The organism is Flavobacterium taihuense (assembly GCF_019351435.1).
GTDB lineage: Bacteria > Bacteroidota > Bacteroidia > Flavobacteriales > Flavobacteriaceae > Flavobacterium > Flavobacterium taihuense.
Map to the genome: position 1 here is coordinate 152,306 of NZ_JAHWYN010000001.1, position 20,975 is coordinate 173,280.

The 20,975-nt window shown below is 35.9% G+C and carries 11 protein-coding genes; 6 read left to right on the forward strand and 5 right to left on the reverse strand.

Annotation, left to right across the window (positions count from 1 at the left end; translation table 11 throughout):
• Positions 1-15 precede the first annotated feature (15 nt).
• Positions 16-1,890: a M1 family metallopeptidase gene (locus KZH69_RS00645; RefSeq protein ID WP_219315525.1), complete on the forward strand. Its 1,875-nt coding sequence runs from the start codon at positions 16-18 to the stop codon at positions 1,888-1,890.
• Between the two features lie 266 nt (positions 1,891-2,156).
• Here KZH69_RS00645 and KZH69_RS00650 read toward each other — a convergent pair whose 3' ends face one another.
• The 3 genes from KZH69_RS00650 to KZH69_RS00660 all read right to left on the reverse strand — a co-directional run bounded on the left by KZH69_RS00650 (position 2,157) and on the right by KZH69_RS00660 (position 7,545).
• The gene (locus KZH69_RS00650) at positions 2,157-3,371 is read right to left on the reverse strand and encodes a DUF418 domain-containing protein (protein WP_219315526.1); all 1,215 of its coding nucleotides are present in this window, start codon (positions 3,369-3,371) and stop codon (positions 2,157-2,159) included.
• A gap of 127 nt (positions 3,372-3,498) precedes the next feature.
• Positions 3,499-6,159, reverse strand: coding sequence for an MGH1-like glycoside hydrolase domain-containing protein (locus KZH69_RS00655; protein ID WP_219315527.1), 2,661 nt, complete (start codon positions 6,157-6,159; stop codon positions 3,499-3,501).
• Between the two features lie 423 nt (positions 6,160-6,582).
• Positions 6,583-7,545, reverse strand: coding sequence for an L-threonine 3-dehydrogenase (locus KZH69_RS00660; protein WP_219315528.1), 963 nt, complete (start codon positions 7,543-7,545; stop codon positions 6,583-6,585).
• A 239-nt stretch (positions 7,546-7,784) separates the two neighbouring features.
• On the opposite strand from KZH69_RS00660, the gene KZH69_RS00665 reads away from it, so the two are divergent.
• From KZH69_RS00665 to KZH69_RS00675, 3 genes are all read left to right on the forward strand, one after another.
• A complete protein-coding gene (locus KZH69_RS00665) occupies positions 7,785-8,453 on the forward strand; it encodes a hypothetical protein (RefSeq protein WP_219315529.1) in 669 nt (222 codons plus the stop codon).
• Between the two features lie 82 nt (positions 8,454-8,535).
• Positions 8,536-11,814, forward strand: a complete 3,279-nt coding sequence (gene mfd / locus KZH69_RS00670) for a transcription-repair coupling factor (protein ID WP_439649411.1) — start codon at positions 8,536-8,538, stop codon at positions 11,812-11,814.
• 242 nt (positions 11,815-12,056) lie between these two features.
• Positions 12,057-13,034, forward strand: coding sequence for a hypothetical protein (locus tag KZH69_RS00675; protein WP_219315531.1), 978 nt, complete (start codon positions 12,057-12,059; stop codon positions 13,032-13,034).
• A 112-nt stretch (positions 13,035-13,146) separates the two neighbouring features.
• Here the strand turns inward: KZH69_RS00675 and KZH69_RS00680 are convergent, their stop codons facing one another.
• Together KZH69_RS00680 and KZH69_RS00685 are read right to left on the reverse strand one after the other, a co-directional pair.
• Positions 13,147-14,658, reverse strand: a complete 1,512-nt coding sequence (locus KZH69_RS00680) for a RagB/SusD family nutrient uptake outer membrane protein (protein WP_219315532.1) — start codon at positions 14,656-14,658, stop codon at positions 13,147-13,149.
• A 105-nt stretch (positions 14,659-14,763) separates the two neighbouring features.
• Positions 14,764-17,919, reverse strand: coding sequence for a SusC/RagA family TonB-linked outer membrane protein (locus KZH69_RS00685; RefSeq protein WP_219315533.1), 3,156 nt, complete (start codon positions 17,917-17,919; stop codon positions 14,764-14,766).
• Positions 17,920-19,150: 1,231 nt separating this feature from the next.
• Here KZH69_RS00685 and KZH69_RS00690 point away from each other — a divergent pair.
• Both KZH69_RS00690 and KZH69_RS00695 read left to right on the forward strand, forming a co-directional pair.
• Positions 19,151-20,080, forward strand: coding sequence for a helix-turn-helix domain-containing protein (locus tag KZH69_RS00690; protein ID WP_219315534.1), 930 nt, complete (start codon positions 19,151-19,153; stop codon positions 20,078-20,080).
• Positions 20,081-20,181: 101 nt separating this feature from the next.
• Positions 20,182-20,949, forward strand: coding sequence for an SDR family NAD(P)-dependent oxidoreductase (locus KZH69_RS00695; RefSeq protein ID WP_219315535.1), 768 nt, complete (start codon positions 20,182-20,184; stop codon positions 20,947-20,949).
• Positions 20,950-20,975 lie beyond the last annotated feature (26 nt).

Consider the following 20,975-nt stretch of genomic DNA (forward strand, 5'->3'; position numbering starts at 1 on the left):
TATTTTGAAATAACCATGCGCAAACTCTTTTTATTCGTATTTTTTTCTGTAGGTTTAGGAAATCTATTCGCCCAAAACACGGGTTATTGGCAACAGCAAGTTGATTACAAAATAGACGTCACTATGGATGTCAAAAATTATCAGTACAAAGGAAAACAAGAACTGGTTTATACCAATAATTCTTCTGATACATTGAAGAAAGTATATTATCATTTGTATTTAAACGCCTTTCAACCGGGAAGCGAAATGGATGCCAGACTGCAAAACATCAAAGATCCAGATGGTCGTATGGTAACCAAAATAAAAGTGGATGGCAAAGACGTAAAAGAAAGCCGAATCAAAAATCTAAAACCCAACGAAATTGGGTATTTGAGAATTTCTAATTTCAAACAAGATGGTGTGGCGGCTGTTGCCAAAGAGGTAGGGACAATACTCGAAGTGACTTTGGCTAAACCAATTTTGCCAAATTCAAAAACCACTTTTACACTGGATTTTGATGGTCAGGTTCCTGTGCATATTCGTCGTACGGGACGAAATAATGGGGAGGGAATTGAATTATCGATGGCACAATGGTATCCAAAAATAGCTGAGTTTGATTTTGAAGGATGGCATGCTGATCCCTATATTGCAAGAGAGTTTCACGGTGTTTGGGGAAATTTTGATGTAAACATTACAATTGACAAAGATTATACTTTGGGAGGTTCGGGCTATTTACAAAACCCAAACGAAATAGGTCACGGCTATCAAGATGCAGGAGTTACTGTAGTATATCCAAAAAAAGTAAAAACCTTGACTTGGCATTTTGTGGCACCAATGGTACACGATTTTACTTGGGCAGCCGATAAAAATTACCAACACGATATTGTAAAAGGACCTAACAATGTTGATTTGCATTTCTTTTACAAAAATACCCCTGAGGTAACGGAGAACTGGAAAAAATTGGAGCCTTTAATGGTAAGAGTGATGGATTATTACAACAAAACGGTTGGCGATTATCCATATAAACAATACTCCTTTATACAAGGTGGCGATGGCGGAATGGAGTATGCCATGTGTACATTGATGCTAGGTAACGGAAAACTGGAAGGAATCTTAGGCACGGCAACACATGAGATGGGACATTCTTGGTTCCAACATATTTTGGCATCAAATGAATCCAAGCATCCTTGGATGGATGAAGGCTTTACCACTTATATTGAGGATTCGGCATTGAATGAATTGAATGATAAAAAGGAAGAAAATCCATTCAAAGTAAATTATGCAGCTTATTATAAATTGGTAGAATCGGGGAAAGAGCAACCACTATCTACACACGGTGACCGTTATGATGAAAACCGTTCTTATAGTATTGCCTCTTATGTAAAAGGAAGTATTTTTCTGTCACAATTGGGCTATGTGATTGGTCAGGATAATTTGAGTAAAACCTTGAAAAAATATTATCAAGAATTTAAATTCAAGCACCCATCACCCAACGATATCAAGAGAACTGCCGAGCGTGTTTCGGGAGCTAATTTGGACTGGTATTTGGTAGATTGGACCGAAACATTGAACACGATAGATTACGGAATCAAAGACGTCAAAGAAAACGCCGATAAAACAACTGTAACCCTAGAACGAATTGGAAGAATGCCAATGCCTATCGATCTATTGGTTGAATACACAGATGGATCCAAAGAAAGTTTCTACATTCCGTTGCGTATGATGAGTTTCGAAAAAGAAAACCCAACTCCAGCCATTACCAGAACAGTTCTTAACGATTGGGCTTGGGCGTATCCTAGTTTCGAATTTAACATTTCAAAACCAAAAGCTGCCATTAAGAAGATCACCATTGACCCAAGTGGTTTAATGGCCGATGTGAAGCAAAGCAATAATGTTTACGAAGTGAAGTAATATTTCATAAATTATAATATAAAAGGCTCTTTTAAAATGTAACGTTTTAAAAGAGCCTTTTTTTGGAAAATCATTTTTCGGGGGTAACACCACTAGCAAAAGGGGCTGCTTCTCGCACCGCTTATTCGCCCCTTTTGCTACTGCTGTCGGGCTATCCACGCTACTTCGGTAGCTAGTTTCTATCCCTTACCCAATTCTAAAAACCATTAGGATAAACTTAGAAATTTGGAAATTTCAATCAGATTTTAGCAATCTTTATAATTATCTTAAACCTCAATAGCAACGGCATCCGCTTCTTTTGAGACCAATTCGGATGTGATTTTCTTAAATGGAAATACTTTGCGATAACTCAATACTCTCCAAAGCCATTCTACAGGACCATAATTGAATTTGGAAAGCCACCATTTGCTAACAAATAATTGAATAATAAACACCAAAACAGCCAATACAAAGTAAAACCAGAAAGGGAGCGTATTGTATATTTTCAATCCGATTCCTGAAAAAATCAATGTTGCTAATAGGTTTTGAACGATATAATTGGTAAGCGTCATTTTGCCCGAAAGTCTAAAATAACCAAAAACAGTTTGCAATTTATTATGGGTATACAGCATGCAAATTCCCGAGGCAATAGAAAGCATGGTACTTAATACGAGCCAATATCCAGGTTTGAAATAAGTTGGAAATAAAAGTTGGTAGGACATAGTTATTTTAAAAATAGTAATCAAAACTAAAGCAATGCATAGATTGATAAAAAATATCTTTTTTAAGACTTTTTTCAATTCTGGCAAGCGATTGAAAAAGTTTGTTTTTTGGGCATAAAAGCCCAACAACATACATGCAAACATTACGACATGGCAAGTTATGGCATAACCTGGATTAACCATCTGACCATAAAAGGTACCCCATAAATTAAACTTAAAAACATCAAGCCAATTGTTGGAATGATACAATTGCAAGTATTTAGTATCAGTAAACACGTCTGGAACAGCATATTCAATCGTATTGACATAACCTGTAACAAATGGAATAATTAGTAGAAGGAAGAGACTTATTCTAAGAATTGTTTTTGCAGAACACTTATAGAACAGTAATAGAACCAGCCCCAGAAAAGCATAATCTTTCAAAATATCACCCAGCCAAATAGCGGAATTGAGAAAAGCTAACACAAAAAGAATCAACATTCGCCATACAAAAAATCCAACGGGATTCTTGCCTTTACTCTCCACATTTTGAATCAGAATAGCAAAACCGTAACCAAATAAAATACTCAATAATGTCCAAGATTTGGCCGCCAAAAAATATTCATGAATGTCACTAAGGACTTGTGAAAATGCGTTTTTAGTATTGGGACCAACAGCTGAACCAATGTATTTATAATCGATATAATTACCAATGACAACTCCCAGTAATGCCCAGCCTCTTAGAATGTCAACAATTGTGGTTCTTTTAGTGTCTTCAATGGGTTTATAGGTGTTGGTCATATTTTAAAATTGTGAATTGGTTTATTTTTGATTTTCAAAAGGAACCAAATGTAAGAAAAATAAAAATCCACCAAGTAAGAATTTTAAATATCTTACTTGGTGGATTTTTTATGGAGTAGTATGAATGTTATTTTTCTTCCTCATGTAAATGTCTAATAATTTCTGCAATTAGTCCAGTCCATCCCGTTTGGTGGTTGGCGCCTAAGCCTTTGCCGTTGTCTCCATCAAAATACTCGAAAAACAAATGGTTCTTGTTGAAAAGCGGATCTTCCTGAAACTTCTTGTATTCGCCATACATTGGAATTTTTTCATTGGCGCTAGGTACAAATAAGGCTAATAATCGTTTGGCAACACCTTCGGAAGCTTCTTTTAAATTCACCAATTTACCCGAATCACTTGGGAATTCGACCTTGAAATCTTTACCATAATAGCTATGAAATTTTTCTAACGAGTCCAAAATCAAATAATTCATAGGAAACCAAATGGGGCCTCTCCAATTGGAGTTTCCTCCAAACATATCGCCGGTGGCTTCGGCTGGTGTATAATCTACTTGGATGGTTCCACCATCATGTTTGAATTTATAGGGATGTTCTTTATGATATTTGGATAAGGAACGTACTCCAAAATCAGACAAAAACTCTTTTTCGTCAAACATACGCTTGAGAATCATTTTCATTCGATGTCCTCTAAGGGTAGATAGCAAACGGGTTTCGCCTTTCCCTGGATTGTACCAACTGGAAACCAAACTGGCCAAGTCGGGACGATTTTTCAAAACCCATTCGACACGACGCTTGAATACGGGTAGTTTTTCGAGTAAATCCGGAGTTAATACTTCGACAGCAAATAGTGGAATTAAACCAACCATTGAACGAATTTTTAACAATTCGGCATCTCCATTTTCTTTATGGAGCATATCATAATAAAATTGATCGTCTTCGTCCCAAAGATTCATTTTATTGTCTCCCAAAGATTGCATGGCTCCCGAAATGTGCAGAAAATGCTCAAAGAATTTGGAAGCCATATCTTGATAAACGGGATTTTTCAGCGAAATTTCACAGGCGATGCGCAACATATTCAGGCAATACATCGCCATCCAACCCGTACCGTCTGCTTGTTCGAGATGACCGCCTGTGGGTAAATCGGCGGAGCGATCGAATACCCCAATATTATCCATTCCGAGGAAACCTCCCCCAAAAATGTTGTTGCCATTTTTATCTTTCAAGTTTACCCACCAGGTAAAATTGAGAAGCAGTTTGTGAAAAATACGTTCCAAGAAAACGGTATCTCCCTCACCACCATTGGCTTCTTTGTCAATTTCATATACTTTCCAGGTAGCCCAAGCATGTACAGGCGGATTAACATCTGAGAACGACCATTCATAAGCGGGAATTTGTCCATTGGGATGCATATAATATTCTCGTAGAATAACCAATAATTGTCTTTTGGCAAAATCAGGATCCAATCTGGCCAATGGCAAAGTATGAAAGGCCAAGTCCCATGCTGCAAACCAAGGGTATTCCCATTTGTCTGGCATAGAGAGAATGTTGGACGTGTACATGTGTTTCCAAGCACTATTTCGACCTTCGTTTCGACCTCTTTCCGGTTTTGGAGTAGATGGATCTCCTTTTAACCATTCAAAGACATTGTAATAATACCATTGTTTGGTCCAGAGCATACCTGCATAGGCTTGACGTTGAACGGATCGTAGTCTTTCATCTTTAACTCCTTTTTGAATTAGATTATAAAATTCGTCTGCTTCTTCTATTCTTTGTTTAAAAATTGCATCAAAATCCTCAAAAGGATTCGTTGGGATAGTATTGGTAAATCGAAGGCGGTATTCTTTTTTGCCATTACCAGGAATGATGTCATCATAATGTACGGAAGCCTTGGTGCCAATGGCATCTGGATTTACACTGGTTCGTTTTTGATTGATAATATAATCATTAATCCCGTCTTTGGCATAAGGAGATTGAGCTGTGGATTTATATAATTTTTCAAAATTGGTTTTATTATCACAAAACAAAAGGTCTTTGGCATTCTCAGCATACAAATTGAAGTGTCCCACCAATCGGTGATTGACCTCAATATGCGATTTTTCGACTCCAATTAAAGTAGGCTTGTGTTTGTAATTTTCATATCCCCAACTCCAAGTATTACGGAACCAGATGGTAGGTAATACCGTAATTGGTGCAGCTAATTTGGATCTGTTTTCTACCGTTACTTTGATTAATATGTCTTGCTCATCGGCTTTGGCGTATTCTATGGTGATATCAAAATATTCATCTTTATCAAAAACACCCGTATCCAATAATTCGTATTCGGGCTCTAAACGGGATCGTTTTTGACTTTCTTCGATTAACTTTTCATAAGGGAAAGCCGCATGGGGATACTTGTAAAGCATCTTTTGATAGGAATGCGTGGGTGTGGAGTCCTGATAGAAATAAATTTCTTTGACATCCTCACCATGATTGGATTCGGCAGGGGTTAATCCAAAAAGCCGTTCTTTTAAGATGCGGTCTTTATGATTCCAAAAGGCAAAAGCCAAACAAATGTGTTGTTTGTTGTCTGATATACCTCCAATACCTTCCTCTCCCCATCTGTAGGCTTTGGAACGCGCCATATCGTGGGTAGAACTTCCCCATGCATAACCACTTTGGGAATAATCTTCTCTAACAGTACCCCATTGTCTTTCGCTTAAATAGGGGCCCCACTTTTTCCAGCCTTTATTATCGGTTCGTAATTGCAAACGTGCTTTTTCGGCATTTTTTTCTTCAACTCTTTCTGACATATTCTATCTGTATTGATTCTCACTCGCAATTTAGATAAAACACACGTAAAAATACCTATTGAATTGGCAAAAATCATCAGAGATAATTAATGAAAAATTATTTATGAATTGTTTTATTATTGTATTTACAGAATTGGCGTAAACTCAGAATTTATCTTGATTTTTTTCTCAAATGATTTACCTAATATTTTTTAGGGAGGACATTTTTTTTGGGGATGGTTTGTGGAAATAGTTTTGTTAAACGAACTGCAATTTAGGAACACGGAAGCAGAGTGAGGGATAGACGGATGCTACCGAAGTAGCCCGACCCCGTTGAGAAAAGGAGCTTTATAAGCGGTCCAATATGTAAGCTCTTTTTTTCAACGGAGGCACTCCCACACGATCTTTAGTGAACTGATGAAGTAAATAAAAGTAATGGTTGTGTTATTGTAAATCAGTGTTGTATTGAGGAGCTAGGTTTTTTAACATATCGACGGTCATCATTTCGAGGTCAAATTCATGGTTCCATCCCCAGTCTTCTCTAGCGCGACTATCATCGATACTTGCAGGCCAGCTGTCAGCAATTTTTTGACGGAAATCGGGTGTATAAGTTACTTTGAGTTCCGGTATGTGCTTTTTGATTTCGGCAGCAATCTCAGTTGGGGTAAAACTCATTGCAGCGAGATTATAAGAAGAACGTATTTTGATTTGTTCAATAGGCGCTTTCATGATATTGATTGTAGCTGCAATAGCATCATCCATATACATCATTGGCATTTTGGTTTCGGAGGTCAAAAAACACTCGTATTTTCCTTCGCTTAGGGCTTTGTGATAAATATCAACGGCATAATCGGTAGTTCCTCCACCAGGCAAAGTAGTCCAACTGATTAATCCTGGATATCGAATGCTACGAACATCGACACCAAAAATGTTATGGTAGTATTCACACCATCTTTCACCAGCTTGCTTGCTGATTCCGTAAACAGTGGAAGGCTCCATTATGGTGTACTGTGGGGTGTTTTCTTTGGGAGTTGTTGGTCCAAAAACAGCAATACTCGAAGGCCAAAAGATCTTTTTTATTTTTCCGGCTTTCGCCAAATTCAAAACGTGAAATAATGAATTCATATTCAAGTCCCAAGCAAAAGCTGGGTTTTTTTCGGCTGTGGCCGAAAGAAGTGCTGCCATCAAATACACATCAGTAATTTGGTGGATTTCTACCAAATGCTCAATTTGGTTAAAATCCAAAGCATTGACTACTTCGAATGGGCCAGAATTTACCACATCATTATTCAGTTTGCGAATATCCGAAGCAATAACATTATCGGTTCCGTAAATCGCTCTAAGTTGATGTGTTAATTCGGTACCTATTTGCCCGCACGCGCCTATAATTAATATTTTTGGATTCATTGTGTGTTGTTTTGAAATGCAAAGATAACGATTTCGTAAAATATCGAGAATAAAGACAAAGGTTTTTATGGATATTGTAATAAAGAAGACAAAATAGACGAAAGGTCGTAATTCATAGTGTTAAAAAATTTAACAATATAATCGAAACTGATTTCTACCATTCATATTGTCATTGCCATTGATATTCTGATTGCCATTGTAAATTTACTTTGTAACTTTGTGCTTCAAATAATTTAGAAATGAATAATAAATTAACGCTGCTTTTTTTGGTGCTTTTGATGCAGTTTTCGTGTAAAAATGATAACGATGAACGTATAGCCGATAATTTAAGAGATACAAAAAAGAAAGAATTAATTTTTGCAACCATAAATAAAGGATGGGTTTTTTTTGACAAACCCATTAACACCACTTCAGAAGCTACATTGGCTACTTGGCCGGAATGGCGAGCCTTTATGGATGAATTGGCCATTAAACCAAAGAAAACAATTACCGCTTTTCAAAAGAAAGCCAAGACATTATCTACTAAAGTAATGGCATTGAATACCAATATTCCCTATCAATTTGACACACCTCAAATAAGAAGTAGAATTGCAACTTTGATTACCCAAGTTCGAATGTTGGATTTATATATTAATCTCGATAAAGTTTCGGATAAAAAAGTGACGACTTTGGTTTCTGAAATTAATTTGGAATTGGTTTCTCTGCAAAGACAGATGGATAAAATCGTTGAGAAAAGCAAAATTCCGATGGAAGCCGGGGAGTCTGAATTGTTAATGATGATGGATACTACAAGAGCTATTCAGTCTGGAAACCCAGCAATACCAGGGAATCCAGCAATACCAGGAAATCCAGGAGGTGCGACCAGTCAACAACAACAACTAAAACAACACGAATCACGCATTGAGTAAAGCAACTATATATTCGGTTTATGATTCTTCTCCCAAAACGGCTCAGATTGTAGCGCGCTTACAGGAAGACAATCCAGTAAAAATGCAATTGGACGGTTTGATCGGATCATCAGTGTCCTTTGCGATTCAGTCCATTTTCAAAAAAGCGGAGCTTCCTTTTTTGGTTATTTTAAGCAACAAGGAAGATGCTGCTTATTATTTGAACGATTTAGAACAAATGGTTGGTGAACAGGATGTGTTGTTTTATCCCGGTTCTTTTCGGCGTCCGTATCAAATTGAGGAAACCGATAATGCCAATGTTTTGCTTCGCGCTGAAGTTCTCAACAGAATTAATTCCCGCAAAAAACCTGCGATTATTGTTACCTATCCCGAGGCGCTTTTTGAAAAAGTGGTGACTCGAAAAGATTTGGATAAAAACACTTTGAAAGTTACAATTGGGGACAAAATATCTATCGATTTTCTGAATGAAGTTTTGTTTGAATACGAATTCAAAAGAGTCGATTTTATTACAGAACCTGGAGAATTCTCTGTTCGTGGGGGAATTGTTGATGTGTTTTCGTTTTCGAATGATAATCCGTATCGAATCGAGTTTTTTGGCAATGAAGTAGAAAGTATTCGAAGTTTTGATGTCGGGACTCAATTATCCTTAGAAAAGCATAAAAAAATTACCATTATTCCCAATGTTGAAAATAAAGTTTTTCAGGAAAACAGGGAAAGTTTTTTAGATTATATTAATGAAAGAACCGTTTTGTTTTTTCAAAATACCGAGAATCTTTTATATGAATTGGACAAACAATTTGGCAGGGCCGAAGAAGCTTTTGAAAAATTGTCTAAAGATATCAAGCACGCCACTCCAGAACAATTGTTTTTGAACCAAAAAGCATTTGTAAAACGAGCGTTGGATTTTTCGGTTGTAGAATTTAATTCCAAGCCTGTTTTTAAAACGACCAAGAAATTTGAATTTCACATTCAGCCACAACCATCGTTCAACAAACAGTTTGATTTGTTGCTGAATAATCTGAGTGAGAATCATTTTAATGGCTATCAAAATTATTTATTTTGTTCGAATGAGGCACAGGCCAAACGTTTTCACGATATTTTTGAAACTTTAGACGAAGCCAATTCAGAGAATATTCGCAAACAATACAAGACCATTGTTTTGCCATTGTACCAAGGTTTCATTGATCCCGAAAATCAAATTATCTGTTATACCGACCATCAGATTTTTGAACGCTATCATAAATTTAGCATTAAAAATGGCTATTCGAAAAAGCAAAATTTAACGTTAAAAGAACTTACGACTTTGTCCGTTGGCGATTATGTAACACATATCGATCACGGAATCGGGAAGTTTGGTGGGTTGCAAAAAATACAGGTTGAAGGCAAAACACAGGAAGCAATCAAGCTGGTGTATGCCGATAATGATATCGTGTATGTGAGCATTCACTCGCTGCACAAAATTTCGAAATACAACGGAAAAGACGGAACGCCACCCAAAATTTATAAGTTAGGATCGAGTGCCTGGAAGACTTTAAAGCAAAAAACAAAAGCAAGAGTCAAAAACATTGCCTTCAATTTGATTCAGCTGTATGCCAAACGCCGATTAGAAAAAGGATTCCAATTTGCTCCCGACAGTTACTTGCAAAACGAATTGGAAAGTTCGTTTATCTACGAAGACACTCCGGATCAAATTAAATCGACGCAAGAAGTCAAAGCCGATATGGAAAGCGAGCGCCCTATGGATCGTTTGGTTTGCGGAGATGTTGGGTTTGGTAAAACCGAGGTGGCTATTCGTGCCGCTTTCAAAGCTGTGGATAATTCTAAACAAGTAGCGGTCTTGGTACCAACCACTATTTTGGCGTACCAACATTACCGTACATTTAGCGAACGATTGAAAGATATGCCGGTATCTATTGGTTATTTGAACCGTTTTAGAACTGCCAAACAAAAAGCCGAAACCTTAAAGCAATTGGCCGAAGGCAAACTCGACATTGTGATTGGGACACACCAATTGGTCAACAAAAATGTGGTTTTCAAAGATCTTGGATTATTGATTGTCGATGAGGAACAAAAGTTTGGTGTTAACGTAAAAGACAAACTTAAAACCATTGCTGCCAATGTCGACACTTTGACCTTGACGGCAACGCCAATCCCAAGAACCCTACAGTTTTCGTTGATGGCAGCTCGGGATTTATCGGTAATTACGACGCCTCCACCGAATAGATATCCTATAGAAACCAATGTGGTGAGTTTTAATGAAGAATTGATTCGGGATGCGATTTCGTATGAAATTCAGCGTAACGGACAGGTTTTCTTTATCAATAACAGAATCGAAAACATCAAGGAATTTGCAGGAATGATTCAGCGTTTGGTGCCCAATGCCCGAGTAGGAATTGGCCACGGACAAATGGAAGGAGCCAAACTGGAAGAATTGATGCTCGCTTTTATGAACGGTGAATTTGATGTTCTAGTAGCGACAACCATTATCGAAAGCGGATTGGACGTACCCAATGCGAATACCATTTTCATCAATAACGCCAATAATTTCGGTTTGTCTGATTTGCATCAAATGCGGGGTAGAGTAGGGCGAAGCAACAAGAAAGCTTTTTGTTATTTTATCTGTCCGCCGTATTCGCACATGACTGAAGATGCCCGTAAACGAATTCAGGCTTTGGAACAATTCAGCGAATTGGGAAGCGGTTTGAACATTGCGATGAAAGATCTTGAAATTCGTGGAGCCGGGGATTTATTGGGAGGAGAACAAAGTGGTTTTATCAACGATATTGGTTTTGATACCTACCAAAAAATAATGAACGAGGCCATCGAGGAATTGAAGGAAAACGAATTCAAGGATTTATACCCTGAAGAGAATAATATCGAAACCAAGGAATATGTAAAAGATCTGCAAATCGACACTGATTTTGAGTTGTTGTTTTCAGACGAATACATCAATAATGTCACGGAGCGTTTGAGTTTGTACAACGAGTTGGCCGACGTGAAAAACGAAGAAGAACTGGTTGTTTTCCAAAACAAACTGATTGACCGGTTTGGGCCAATGCCTCCAAGAGCACTTGCCTTAATGAACAGTATTCGTATCAAGTGGATTGCCACTAGAGTGGGTATCGAAAAACTCGTGATGAAAAAAGGCAAGATGATTGGTTATTTTGTCTCCGATCAACAATCGGATTTTTACCATTCTACACGTTTTCATAAAGTGATTCAGTTTGTACAAAAAAACAGCAGTATTTGTGTAATGAAAGAAAAGCAAACTCCGGCAGGCTTACGACTATTGTTGACATTTGAGAATGTGAAATCAACCAGAAGAGCTTTGGAATTGATGGAGCTGTTGGGAGGGGAGTAATTTTCTATAACAGAAAATAAAAAGCGAGTTTAAGGTTAAAATTTTTGTGCAATGAGTTTATTGTCAAATTACATCAAACTTAAAAAAACTACTTATTCTATTCATTAGATCTTCAATTTTAATTGTGTATGAGGATAGCAGATGTATTACTACTCATAACAAATCAAAGCAGAATATATATTTTCATACAATTTAATTTGTTAATTATTGTACCTTTGACTTAATTAACCTAATAAAAAATTATGAAAAAAATTCTATTTTATTTATTTCTATTAACTTCTGTAGTTTCAAAAGCTCAGATAAATCCTAATTTCTATGGAGATCCTGATGAACTCAAACAATTAAAAACCCGCCCTTTACTTGTTGAAGTTTTAGAAGAAGATCCAGATGTTTTAAAGAAATTAAGTAAGCCAAAAAAAGCTGAAGAATTAGAAGACTACAAAAAATTTGTAGTTGATTTTAACAGAGATTTTAAAGTTTATGCTCAAAAATATTGGATTTATACTGATAAAATGGAATTTAAAACTGCTACCGAAATTGAGGCTTTACAAAAAGCTAAGAGTAAATCGTATGCTGTTTTAAGACTAGTTCAATTAAATGATAAAGGTTATTGGGGAATTAAAACAAATCAAAATGTTCCTGCAATTGCATTTACTAGAATTGAAAGCAATATTGCTAAAACAGATTCTAAGATTTATCTACCATCAAGACATTTAAATAATGATAAATCTTTATCAGAAGCTGACTACAAATACGCTTTATCAATTTTACAGGCGAATGTGGATTGGATTATTGCCAATGATAAAGTTTTAAATTTTGATAAATATGCTGAAAAAATGGCCAAAGAAAGTGTATCAAAATTAAAAGGGAAAACATTGTTGGTTGAGGATAATATGTTGATGAAAGGGAGAACAAAAGAAGCAGCAATAAAAAATTATGGTGGTGATTTAAAGTTTGTTCCTGAATCTGAATTAAACGATGCGCTTGTTAACAAATCGAAAAATACTGCTGTTGTATACACAGCTCCGTACGGAATTGTTAAGTCAAATGCATCATTCGTTCAGTGGTCTACAATAGTATATTTTAAAATAATTGTAGATTGTGAAACAAATGAAATACTTTGGCTTTACATGCCAGGAGGAATGGATTGGGGAGCAAATGTGTCAAATCAATTGACTGAAGGGGAATTTAAAGTTATGGCAGATTTAAAAATTATATAACCATTAAGACGCTAAAATTAAATGGGGTGATGATGCAACTGACCCTAAAATAAAAAAAGACCTTTAGAAATTTTCTAGAGGTCTTTTTTGTTTGCTCAATCTTAGATCCTAATTATTTAACCAATGGATTGGATTGAAGTTCTGTTAAAGGAACTGGATAAAAATTGTTTTTAGCAGGATCAAAGCCGTTGCGTCCAATAGCGTCTAGAGCTGCTTTTGTTTTTCCCCAACGGCGTAAATCATAGAAGCGGAAGTTTTCTTGAGGGAACTCAATAATTCTTTCGTGCTCAATTTGAACTTTCACCTGATCATAAGTAGTTCCTGTCATTCCTGGCATATCGGCTCTAGCACGAACCTGATTGATTAAAGGTATCGCTGCGGCTGTTTGCCCCAATTCATTTAGTGCTTCTGCTTGCATTAATAGTACATTAGAATATCTCATAAGAGGAATATTTAGTCCAATGAATTCTTGATCCATTTTTTCCTGAGTAGTTGGAATGAATTTACGGAATACAGGTTTGTCGGTATCACCAAAACGTTCATCGTATGTTTTTCCAAACAAAAGAGGATTGGCAGGATCATTAAAATAAGGATCCTTAAAGAATATGGTACTGTACAAACGAGAATCATAACCGCCAGTGGTGGCTATTTTACCTTCTTTTTTGTATTCGTCCATCAACATGGGACTTGGTAGGATTTCATCCCATCCACCCAGTTCACTTGCCGCCATCCAGTAATGAATAGCTGTACGATAGGAGGCTCCATTTGCTGTATTTTCAGAAAATTGTAATTCAAAAATGGATTCTGGTGAATTCTCATTGCTTCCATCAAACATACTGCCGTAATTCTTAACAAGGGAATATCCTTGAACCTTATTTAAGGCAGTAATAGACTCGTTGAGGTGTGCTTGCTTTTGAGCGGTTTCTTCGTAGGCACGAGTTAAATAAGCAAAACCAAGATAACTATTCGCCGCTCCACTGGTAGCACGACCAGTATTGTCACTCGGCTGTACTGCTGGGAGTATAGCTGAGACGGCTTTTAACTCACTGGTGATAAAATCCCAAGCTTCAACGCGAGTCGATAAAGGAGCATTTAATTCGGATTGATCTGTGATGTATTTTTTTCGAATAATAATTTGATTCCAATTCAGTAGTAATTTCATGTGGTAATAGGCGCGAAGAAAACGGGCTTCCGCTTCAATCTTTGCTCTGTCACTATCATTTATAGTTGATGAAGGAATTTGTTTCAATTTATCAATAACTTGGTTGGCATTGCTTATTCCTCTATAATTATTATTCCAATAACTAGTAAATTGGCTGTTACCATTGGTGTAATTAAAAGCGTATAGTTCTACCCAATTTTGATAATTTTGAGCATCACTTCCCAATAGGCAAATGTCTTCGCGGTATGCTTCGACGGACCATTTTACTTCCGAAAATGCCCATTCATCAGTAGAGCCTTCCAATTGGGCGTAAGTTGCCGCCAATCCTGCTTCGGCATCTGATTTGTTTCTCCAAAAATTTTGAGAAGTAAGTTCATCTGGTGATTGTTGATCTAAAAAATCACTACATCCAACTAAAGTGAGTAAACTTACGATTGAAAATATATAAAATGTCTTTTTCATATCTAGATATTATTTGTTTTTTATAGGAATATGGTATCGCCATTCTTCATTTCATTTTATGTTTTGAATCATGGCGATTTCATAATTGTGTTTTTAAAGATTTTATTAAAAATTAAATTGGACACCCGATACGAATGATCTCGTAAAAGGATATACAAAACGATCTACACCAGTATTAAGAACCGATGATCTTGAAAACTCAGGATCAATACCTTGATAGTTAGTGATTGTAAATAAATTTTCGGCACCTACGTAGAATCTCAATTTGTCAATTTTTGCTCCTGCTAAGAATTTCTCAGGAATGGTATACCCAAATTGTAATTGACGAAGACGTATAAAATCACCGCTTTCAAGAAAACGTGTTGATTCACGACTGTTTCCGTTTGGATCTGATAAAACGGCGCGTGGAATGTTACTATGATTCTCAGGAGTCCATGCATTAAGGGTAGTAGCTAGCATGTTTGTACCATTATTCATAGATTCGTAGAAGTATCTGTTTCCATTATACAGTTTGTTTCCCCAAGCACTTCCTATTAAAGCTGAAAAATCAAATCCCATATAATTGGCTCCCAAAATAAGATTGGCTTCCAGTTTAGGCAGTCCAGTTCCAGAATACACTTTATCCTCTTCATCAATAGTTCCGTTGCCATTTATATCTTTGAAACGAATATCTCCAGGTTTTGCGTCTGGTTGAATTAAATTACCATTTTTACTATAGGCGTTTACTTCATCCATAGATTGAAAAATACCGTCGGTCTGATATAAATAAAAGGCACTAATTGGTTTTCCTACGTGAGCTTGAGTTGGAAAATGTTCAGCTCCAAATTTTAAGCCTTCTCCATAAATCACTTGACCTTCATTGGCGAGTGACACGACTTTATTTTCAAGGGTAGTTAGATTGAATCCTACATTATAGTTGAATTCATTCACTTTATTACGGTAATTAATTTCAAACTCAAAACCTTGATTGCTGATTTCTCCTACATTTAAAACAGGGTCATTGATTCCTGCCGAAGGAGCAATTTTTTTGGTAATCAGCAAATCTTGCGTTGTATTGTAGTAATAGTTCATAGACCCGCTTAGTTTTCCGCCTCGAATGGTATAATCAATTCCAATATTTTTAGAGTCGGTTGTTTCCCATTGTAGATCTTTATTCTCTAATGTGGTTGCAATACTTCCTGGCCAAGGATTGTTGCCATTCCCTTGCACATATCCATATTTTAAATTATTCCCAGTAGTGATTAAGGCGCTAGAAGAATAATATCCTAATGCTGATTCGCTACCCAATTGTCCCCAACTCGCACGTAATTTTAAATTAGACATGAAGAAATTGTCAGGATAGAATTCTTCTTTTTCAATTTTCCAACCGATTGCGATAGAAGGAAATGTACCGTAACGACTGTTCTCTCCAAATTTTGAAGATCCATCATGTCTCAAACTCATTTGAAGAAGGTAACGGTCTTTATAGGAATAATTTAAACGCCCAAAATAAGACAATCTATTGTATTGGAATTTTGAACCATCGGCATTATAAGTACCTCCTTTTCCGGCCCCAATAGTTTCAAAGCTTGAATCTAAAAATCCAGCAGCTTGTTCTGAAGTTACAATTTGTCCATTTTCTATGGTATAGTTTGTTGTTTTTCCTTCAACTTCAACTCCTGTCCATTCAGATGACATCTCGTTTAAGGTATTACCCAGCATTAAATTGAAAGTATGATCCCCAAAAGTTTTATCAACGGTAAGTATATTGTCTAATATTTGGTTATCCCAATGTGTATTTGTATTACTTTGTACCGTATATAAATGTGGCTCTTTATTATTAGCAATATAAGGTGGATTATGTGCCGTTAATTGGTTATTCGTTACGCGATATGAATAAGCAATTTTATATTTTATCCAAGAGGCGATGTTGGCAGTTACCCCAAAATTGGCTGTAAAATCTTGTCCTTTATCTATTTTTGAGTTGAAATTTTGTTCAGCAACAGGATTAGTGTAAGAAGGCAGCCCGTTTTTATTGGTCAGTCCATATCCGTAGATTTCATTGGTATCATATACTGGAACCAATGGTGAAATTGAATACACTTCTTTCAATTGAAATAACGGAAGTTGGCTTTGCGTCCCAACATAAGCCATTTTGGCATCGATATCAAAAATTGATTTTTTAAAACTAAGTCTTGCGCTTGCGTTTTGTCTTTCAAAATCATTACCAATTACAATCCCTTCTTCTTTGACAAGGTTACCATATAGTGCATATTTTACATTTCCGTCTTTACCCTGAATCCCCAAACCGTAGTTTTGAGCTAGTCCAGTGCGGAAAACTTCATCTTGCCAATTGGTATTAGCGGTTGCCGGAGTAGTAATATATGCCGGTAAAGCAACAGGTTGATTTGAATATTGATTGTAATTATCATAAATATTTTTGGTTACCGTTTGGTAGCCTTTGGCATCCAGCATTTCAAGTTGATTGGCTGCTGATGAACTATTCAGATATGCTGTAAAATCAACTTTTACGCCGTCTTTTTGTCCATTTTTAGTCGTAACCAAAATAACTCCGTTTGCAGCAAGCGATCCGTAAATCGCTGCAGCAGCTCCATCTTTAAGAACTTCCATGGATTCAATATCATTTGGACTTACCGTATTTATTGATCCCTGAAAACCATCAATAATATATAAGGGTTCTGTGTTTCCAAAGGTATTTACCCCTCTTATTTTTACACTTACGCCGCCACCGGCTAGTCCACCCGTTTTTTGAACATTTACTCCCGAAACTAATCCCTGTAAAGCCTCGGCGGCACTGGCAGTAGTTCTATTTTCTATGCTCTCTTTTTTTATGGAAGAAATGGCTCCGGTAACATCACTTTTTTTCATTTTTCCATAACCAACAACGATTACTTCGTCTAGTTTATTGGTTTGTTCTAGCAGTGAGACGTTAATTTGGGTTTGAGTGCCTACAAGTTCCGTTTGTTCTGTAAATCCGATGTAAGAGAATGTCAAACTTGGAGCAATTACAGTAGAAGGAATACTCATGCTATATTTACCGTCAAAATCAGAATTGGTGCTGATTTTTGTTCCTTTTACAAAAATGTTTACACTTGGGAGTGTATTTCCTTTTTTGTCGGTTATTGTTCCTGTGATGGTAATGCTGTTTGAAGCACTCTTGTTTTGATTGTGGTCCTGTGCATGAATGGCATTAGGTAGCCCAACGCATAAAAGAAGAGCGATGCAAATAGCGCTCCTTAATTGTGATATTGATTGTTTCATATGAGATAGTTTAAGATAATAGTTTAAAAAAAGTGGAGGATAATTTGCCTCCATTTGCTAATTGTTCCTTTTTTTCACCTCCTTTTTTTTCATAATGCAAATAATTATTGGTACTATTTTAATTTTTTTGTTAATCATAGAAAATGGTTTTTATGTCTTTTTATTGAAGAAATAGATGGTCGATTTGCTTTAAATAAATGATCAAATTAAGGTATTAGGTCATAAAATGATTTGTTTTGTTTCGTGTTTTTTTATATGCATAAATAAATTTTTTAGAGTTATATTGAATTTTTGACAATTTTTAGCCTGTTTTAAAATGATATATTTTTTTTATATCCATTTTTATAAAAATAATGATTTCAAAAATAGATAAGTTTTAAAGCAGCTATACACTAGTACCTACCAGTTTATTCGATGTAAAAGGAATGCAGAAGACAATGAATAATTGCAGCAAAGTTTGAGGTAATATAGTATCATTTAAAAGCGGTTAGCGTTTAGTTGTCGTTTTATGACGGTCTCTAATTTTAGGCTGTTTTACGCATTCTGGATTTTGCAAATACTAAGAATGGGAATGGAGATGTTTTGGATAATATCGAGTCCAAAAAAGACCTTTTCATAATTTTTGATTATCGATTATAATGCCAAAGAAGTGATTTTGAATTGTTTTTTTAACTTTTTTTCATCTCTATTTTGAACCTACCAGTGAAGAAAATTTTTAGTTTCTATAATTTAAGAATAGTATATTTTCTGCTATACATGAAGAGTTAACAGGAGGTCGTCAATTTATTTGAATTAGATTGTCATATTTCGCAAAGAATAGTGTGTTTATCACACTTTTTGGAGAGCAGAATAGAAATCGGAATAGTATACTATAATGAAATCAAAGTTTATTAGAGACAAATTTTGTTAAAAAAAGGACTGGTTTTTAATAAGAAGAAATAGATTCTGGTGATCCATTTGGGATGTAGTCTTGTATAAATTAAGAATAAACTGGTAGGGTTTTTTGAGACGACATTGTTTTTTCAAAGGAAAGGCATGTATAAAAGAATTGTGTTATTGCTTAGGTTTGAAATCTGGGTGAAAGACATAGACAACTATGCTTTTATTCTGTATTTTGTCGGTGAAAAGAAATTGAATATTTAGTCAAAAGTGTTGTAGTTGATATTGAATAAAAGGAGTCAAATAATAATATAACTATTTCGTATATTTGATTTTTACAAATTTATTCCCAATGAAATCAAAATCGATAGAAGAGTTCTACCAAGATATTGCGAGAGACTCCAATACGGAACCAAGTTCGTTATTGCCCAATGGAATCCAAAAAGAAATTGGTCATTTCAATGTTTTCAATATCCAAGAGCTTTTTGAAAAGATGAGGCTTAAACCAGTTATGCCGTATGATCGAAGAGCTTATTTTAAAATAAGCTTGATACGAGGGAAAAACAGAGTCGAATATGCAGATCGAGTAATTGAAATTGAAGAGAATGCCCTTTTATTTGCCACACCCAAAATTCCTTATAATTATGTTCCCCGGGATACCCAGCAATCGGGTCATTTTTGTGTGTTTACCAATGAGTTTTTGAACAACAATAAAAGCGGAATAGAGATGGATAAGCTACCAATTTTTCAAACGGATGGTTATCCTGTTTTTCAGTTGACACAGGAAGAGTCGGGAGCAATTGAATTGATTTTTAAAAAGATACACCAAGAAATCAATTCGGATTATGTATACAAATACGATTTGATTCGAAATTATGTAACAGAGTTGATTCATTTTGGACAAAAATTGCAACCCGTAACCGCCTTGTATTCCAAACATAATTCATCAGTTAGGGTTTCTTCTTTATTTGCAGAATTACTCGAAAGACAATTTCCAATTGAGTCACCCCGTCAGCGGCTGGAACTAAAATCGGCCAAAGATTTTGCTACGCGTTTGGCCGTTCATGTCAATCATCTTAATAAAGTTTTAAAAGAAAACACAGGCAAGACTACCACTGAGTTAATCAGCGACCGATTGATTCATGAAGCTAAGATTTTATTGAAAGAAACGAATTGGAACATTTCGGAAATTGCCTATTCACTGGGTTTTGAAGAGTTGGCACATTTTTCTAATTTTTTCAAAAAACAAACCGCTTTAACGCCTATAGCTTTTCGAGTTTAAATAAATTGATTTGAATTTTGCAAACTCTGGATTGATATTTGCAATTCTTGGGCTTTACTTCTCTACTAATTTTGTCCTATCAATTTAAAACAAAATTATAGATGGAAAATAAAAATAATAAAATAGCATTAGTTACCGGAGGAAGTCGCGGTTTAGGAAAAGACATGGCTTTGAATCTTGCGAAAAAAGGGTTTGACGTAATTTTAACTTTCAACAGTAAAAAAAAGGAAGCTGAAGAAGTAGTATCCGAAATCGAAAAGTTAGGACAAAAAGCAGTAGCCATTCAGCTGAATGTAGCTGATGTGGATAGTTTTGATTTGTTTTTTGAAAAGGTTAAAACGGCTTTAAAAAGCAATTTCGATACCGATAAAATCGATTTTTTAATCAACAATGCGGGAGTTGGTCTTCATGAAAATTTTTCGACAACAACTACAAATCAATTTGATGATTTGGTTAATATTCAATTCAAAGGGCCATTTTTTCTAACCCAAAAAGCGTTGGAAGTTATGAACGATGAAGGTGGGATTGTAAATATATCGTCGGGATTGACTCGTTTTTCATTTCCGGGATATTCGACTTATGCTAGCATGAAAGGGGCTATGGAGACATTGACCAAATATCAGGCTAGGGAATTGGGATCAAGAAAAATCAGAGTCAATATTGTGGCACCAGGTGCTATAGAAACTGATTTTGGTGGCGGTGCAGTTCGCGATAACGAACAACTCAATCAATTAGTTGCTTCGTTGACTGCTTTAGGTCGGGCAGGTTTACCTGATGATATTGGAAGTGTAGTTGCTTTTTTGTGCACTGATGATGCCAAATGGGTGAACGGACAACGCATTGAAGTTTCGGGAGGAATGAATTTGTAAATATTTAAAAATAGAAACAAAAAAAG

Bases quoted from the DNA above. Each gene is read 5' to 3' on its own strand.
- KZH69_RS00645 (WP_219315525.1), top strand. From the start codon at position 16: ATGCGCAAACTCTTTTTATTCGTATTTTTTTCTGTAGGTTTAGGAAAT.
- KZH69_RS00650 (WP_219315526.1), bottom strand. From the start codon at position 3,371: ATGACCAACACCTATAAACCCATTGAAGACACTAAAAGAACCACAATT.
- KZH69_RS00655 (WP_219315527.1), bottom strand. From the start codon at position 6,159: ATGTCAGAAAGAGTTGAAGAAAAAAATGCCGAAAAAGCACGTTTGCAA.
- KZH69_RS00660 (WP_219315528.1), bottom strand. From the start codon at position 7,545: ATGAATCCAAAAATATTAATTATAGGCGCGTGCGGGCAAATAGGTACC.
- KZH69_RS00665 (WP_219315529.1), top strand. From the start codon at position 7,785: ATGAATAATAAATTAACGCTGCTTTTTTTGGTGCTTTTGATGCAGTTT.
- mfd (WP_439649411.1), top strand. From the start codon at position 8,536: ATGCAATTGGACGGTTTGATCGGATCATCAGTGTCCTTTGCGATTCAG.
- KZH69_RS00675 (WP_219315531.1), top strand. From the start codon at position 12,057: ATGAAAAAAATTCTATTTTATTTATTTCTATTAACTTCTGTAGTTTCA.
- KZH69_RS00680 (WP_219315532.1), bottom strand. From the start codon at position 14,658: ATGAAAAAGACATTTTATATATTTTCAATCGTAAGTTTACTCACTTTA.
- KZH69_RS00685 (WP_219315533.1), bottom strand. From the start codon at position 17,919: ATGAAACAATCAATATCACAATTAAGGAGCGCTATTTGCATCGCTCTT.
- KZH69_RS00690 (WP_219315534.1), top strand. From the start codon at position 19,151: ATGAAATCAAAATCGATAGAAGAGTTCTACCAAGATATTGCGAGAGAC.
- KZH69_RS00695 (WP_219315535.1), top strand. From the start codon at position 20,182: ATGGAAAATAAAAATAATAAAATAGCATTAGTTACCGGAGGAAGTCGC.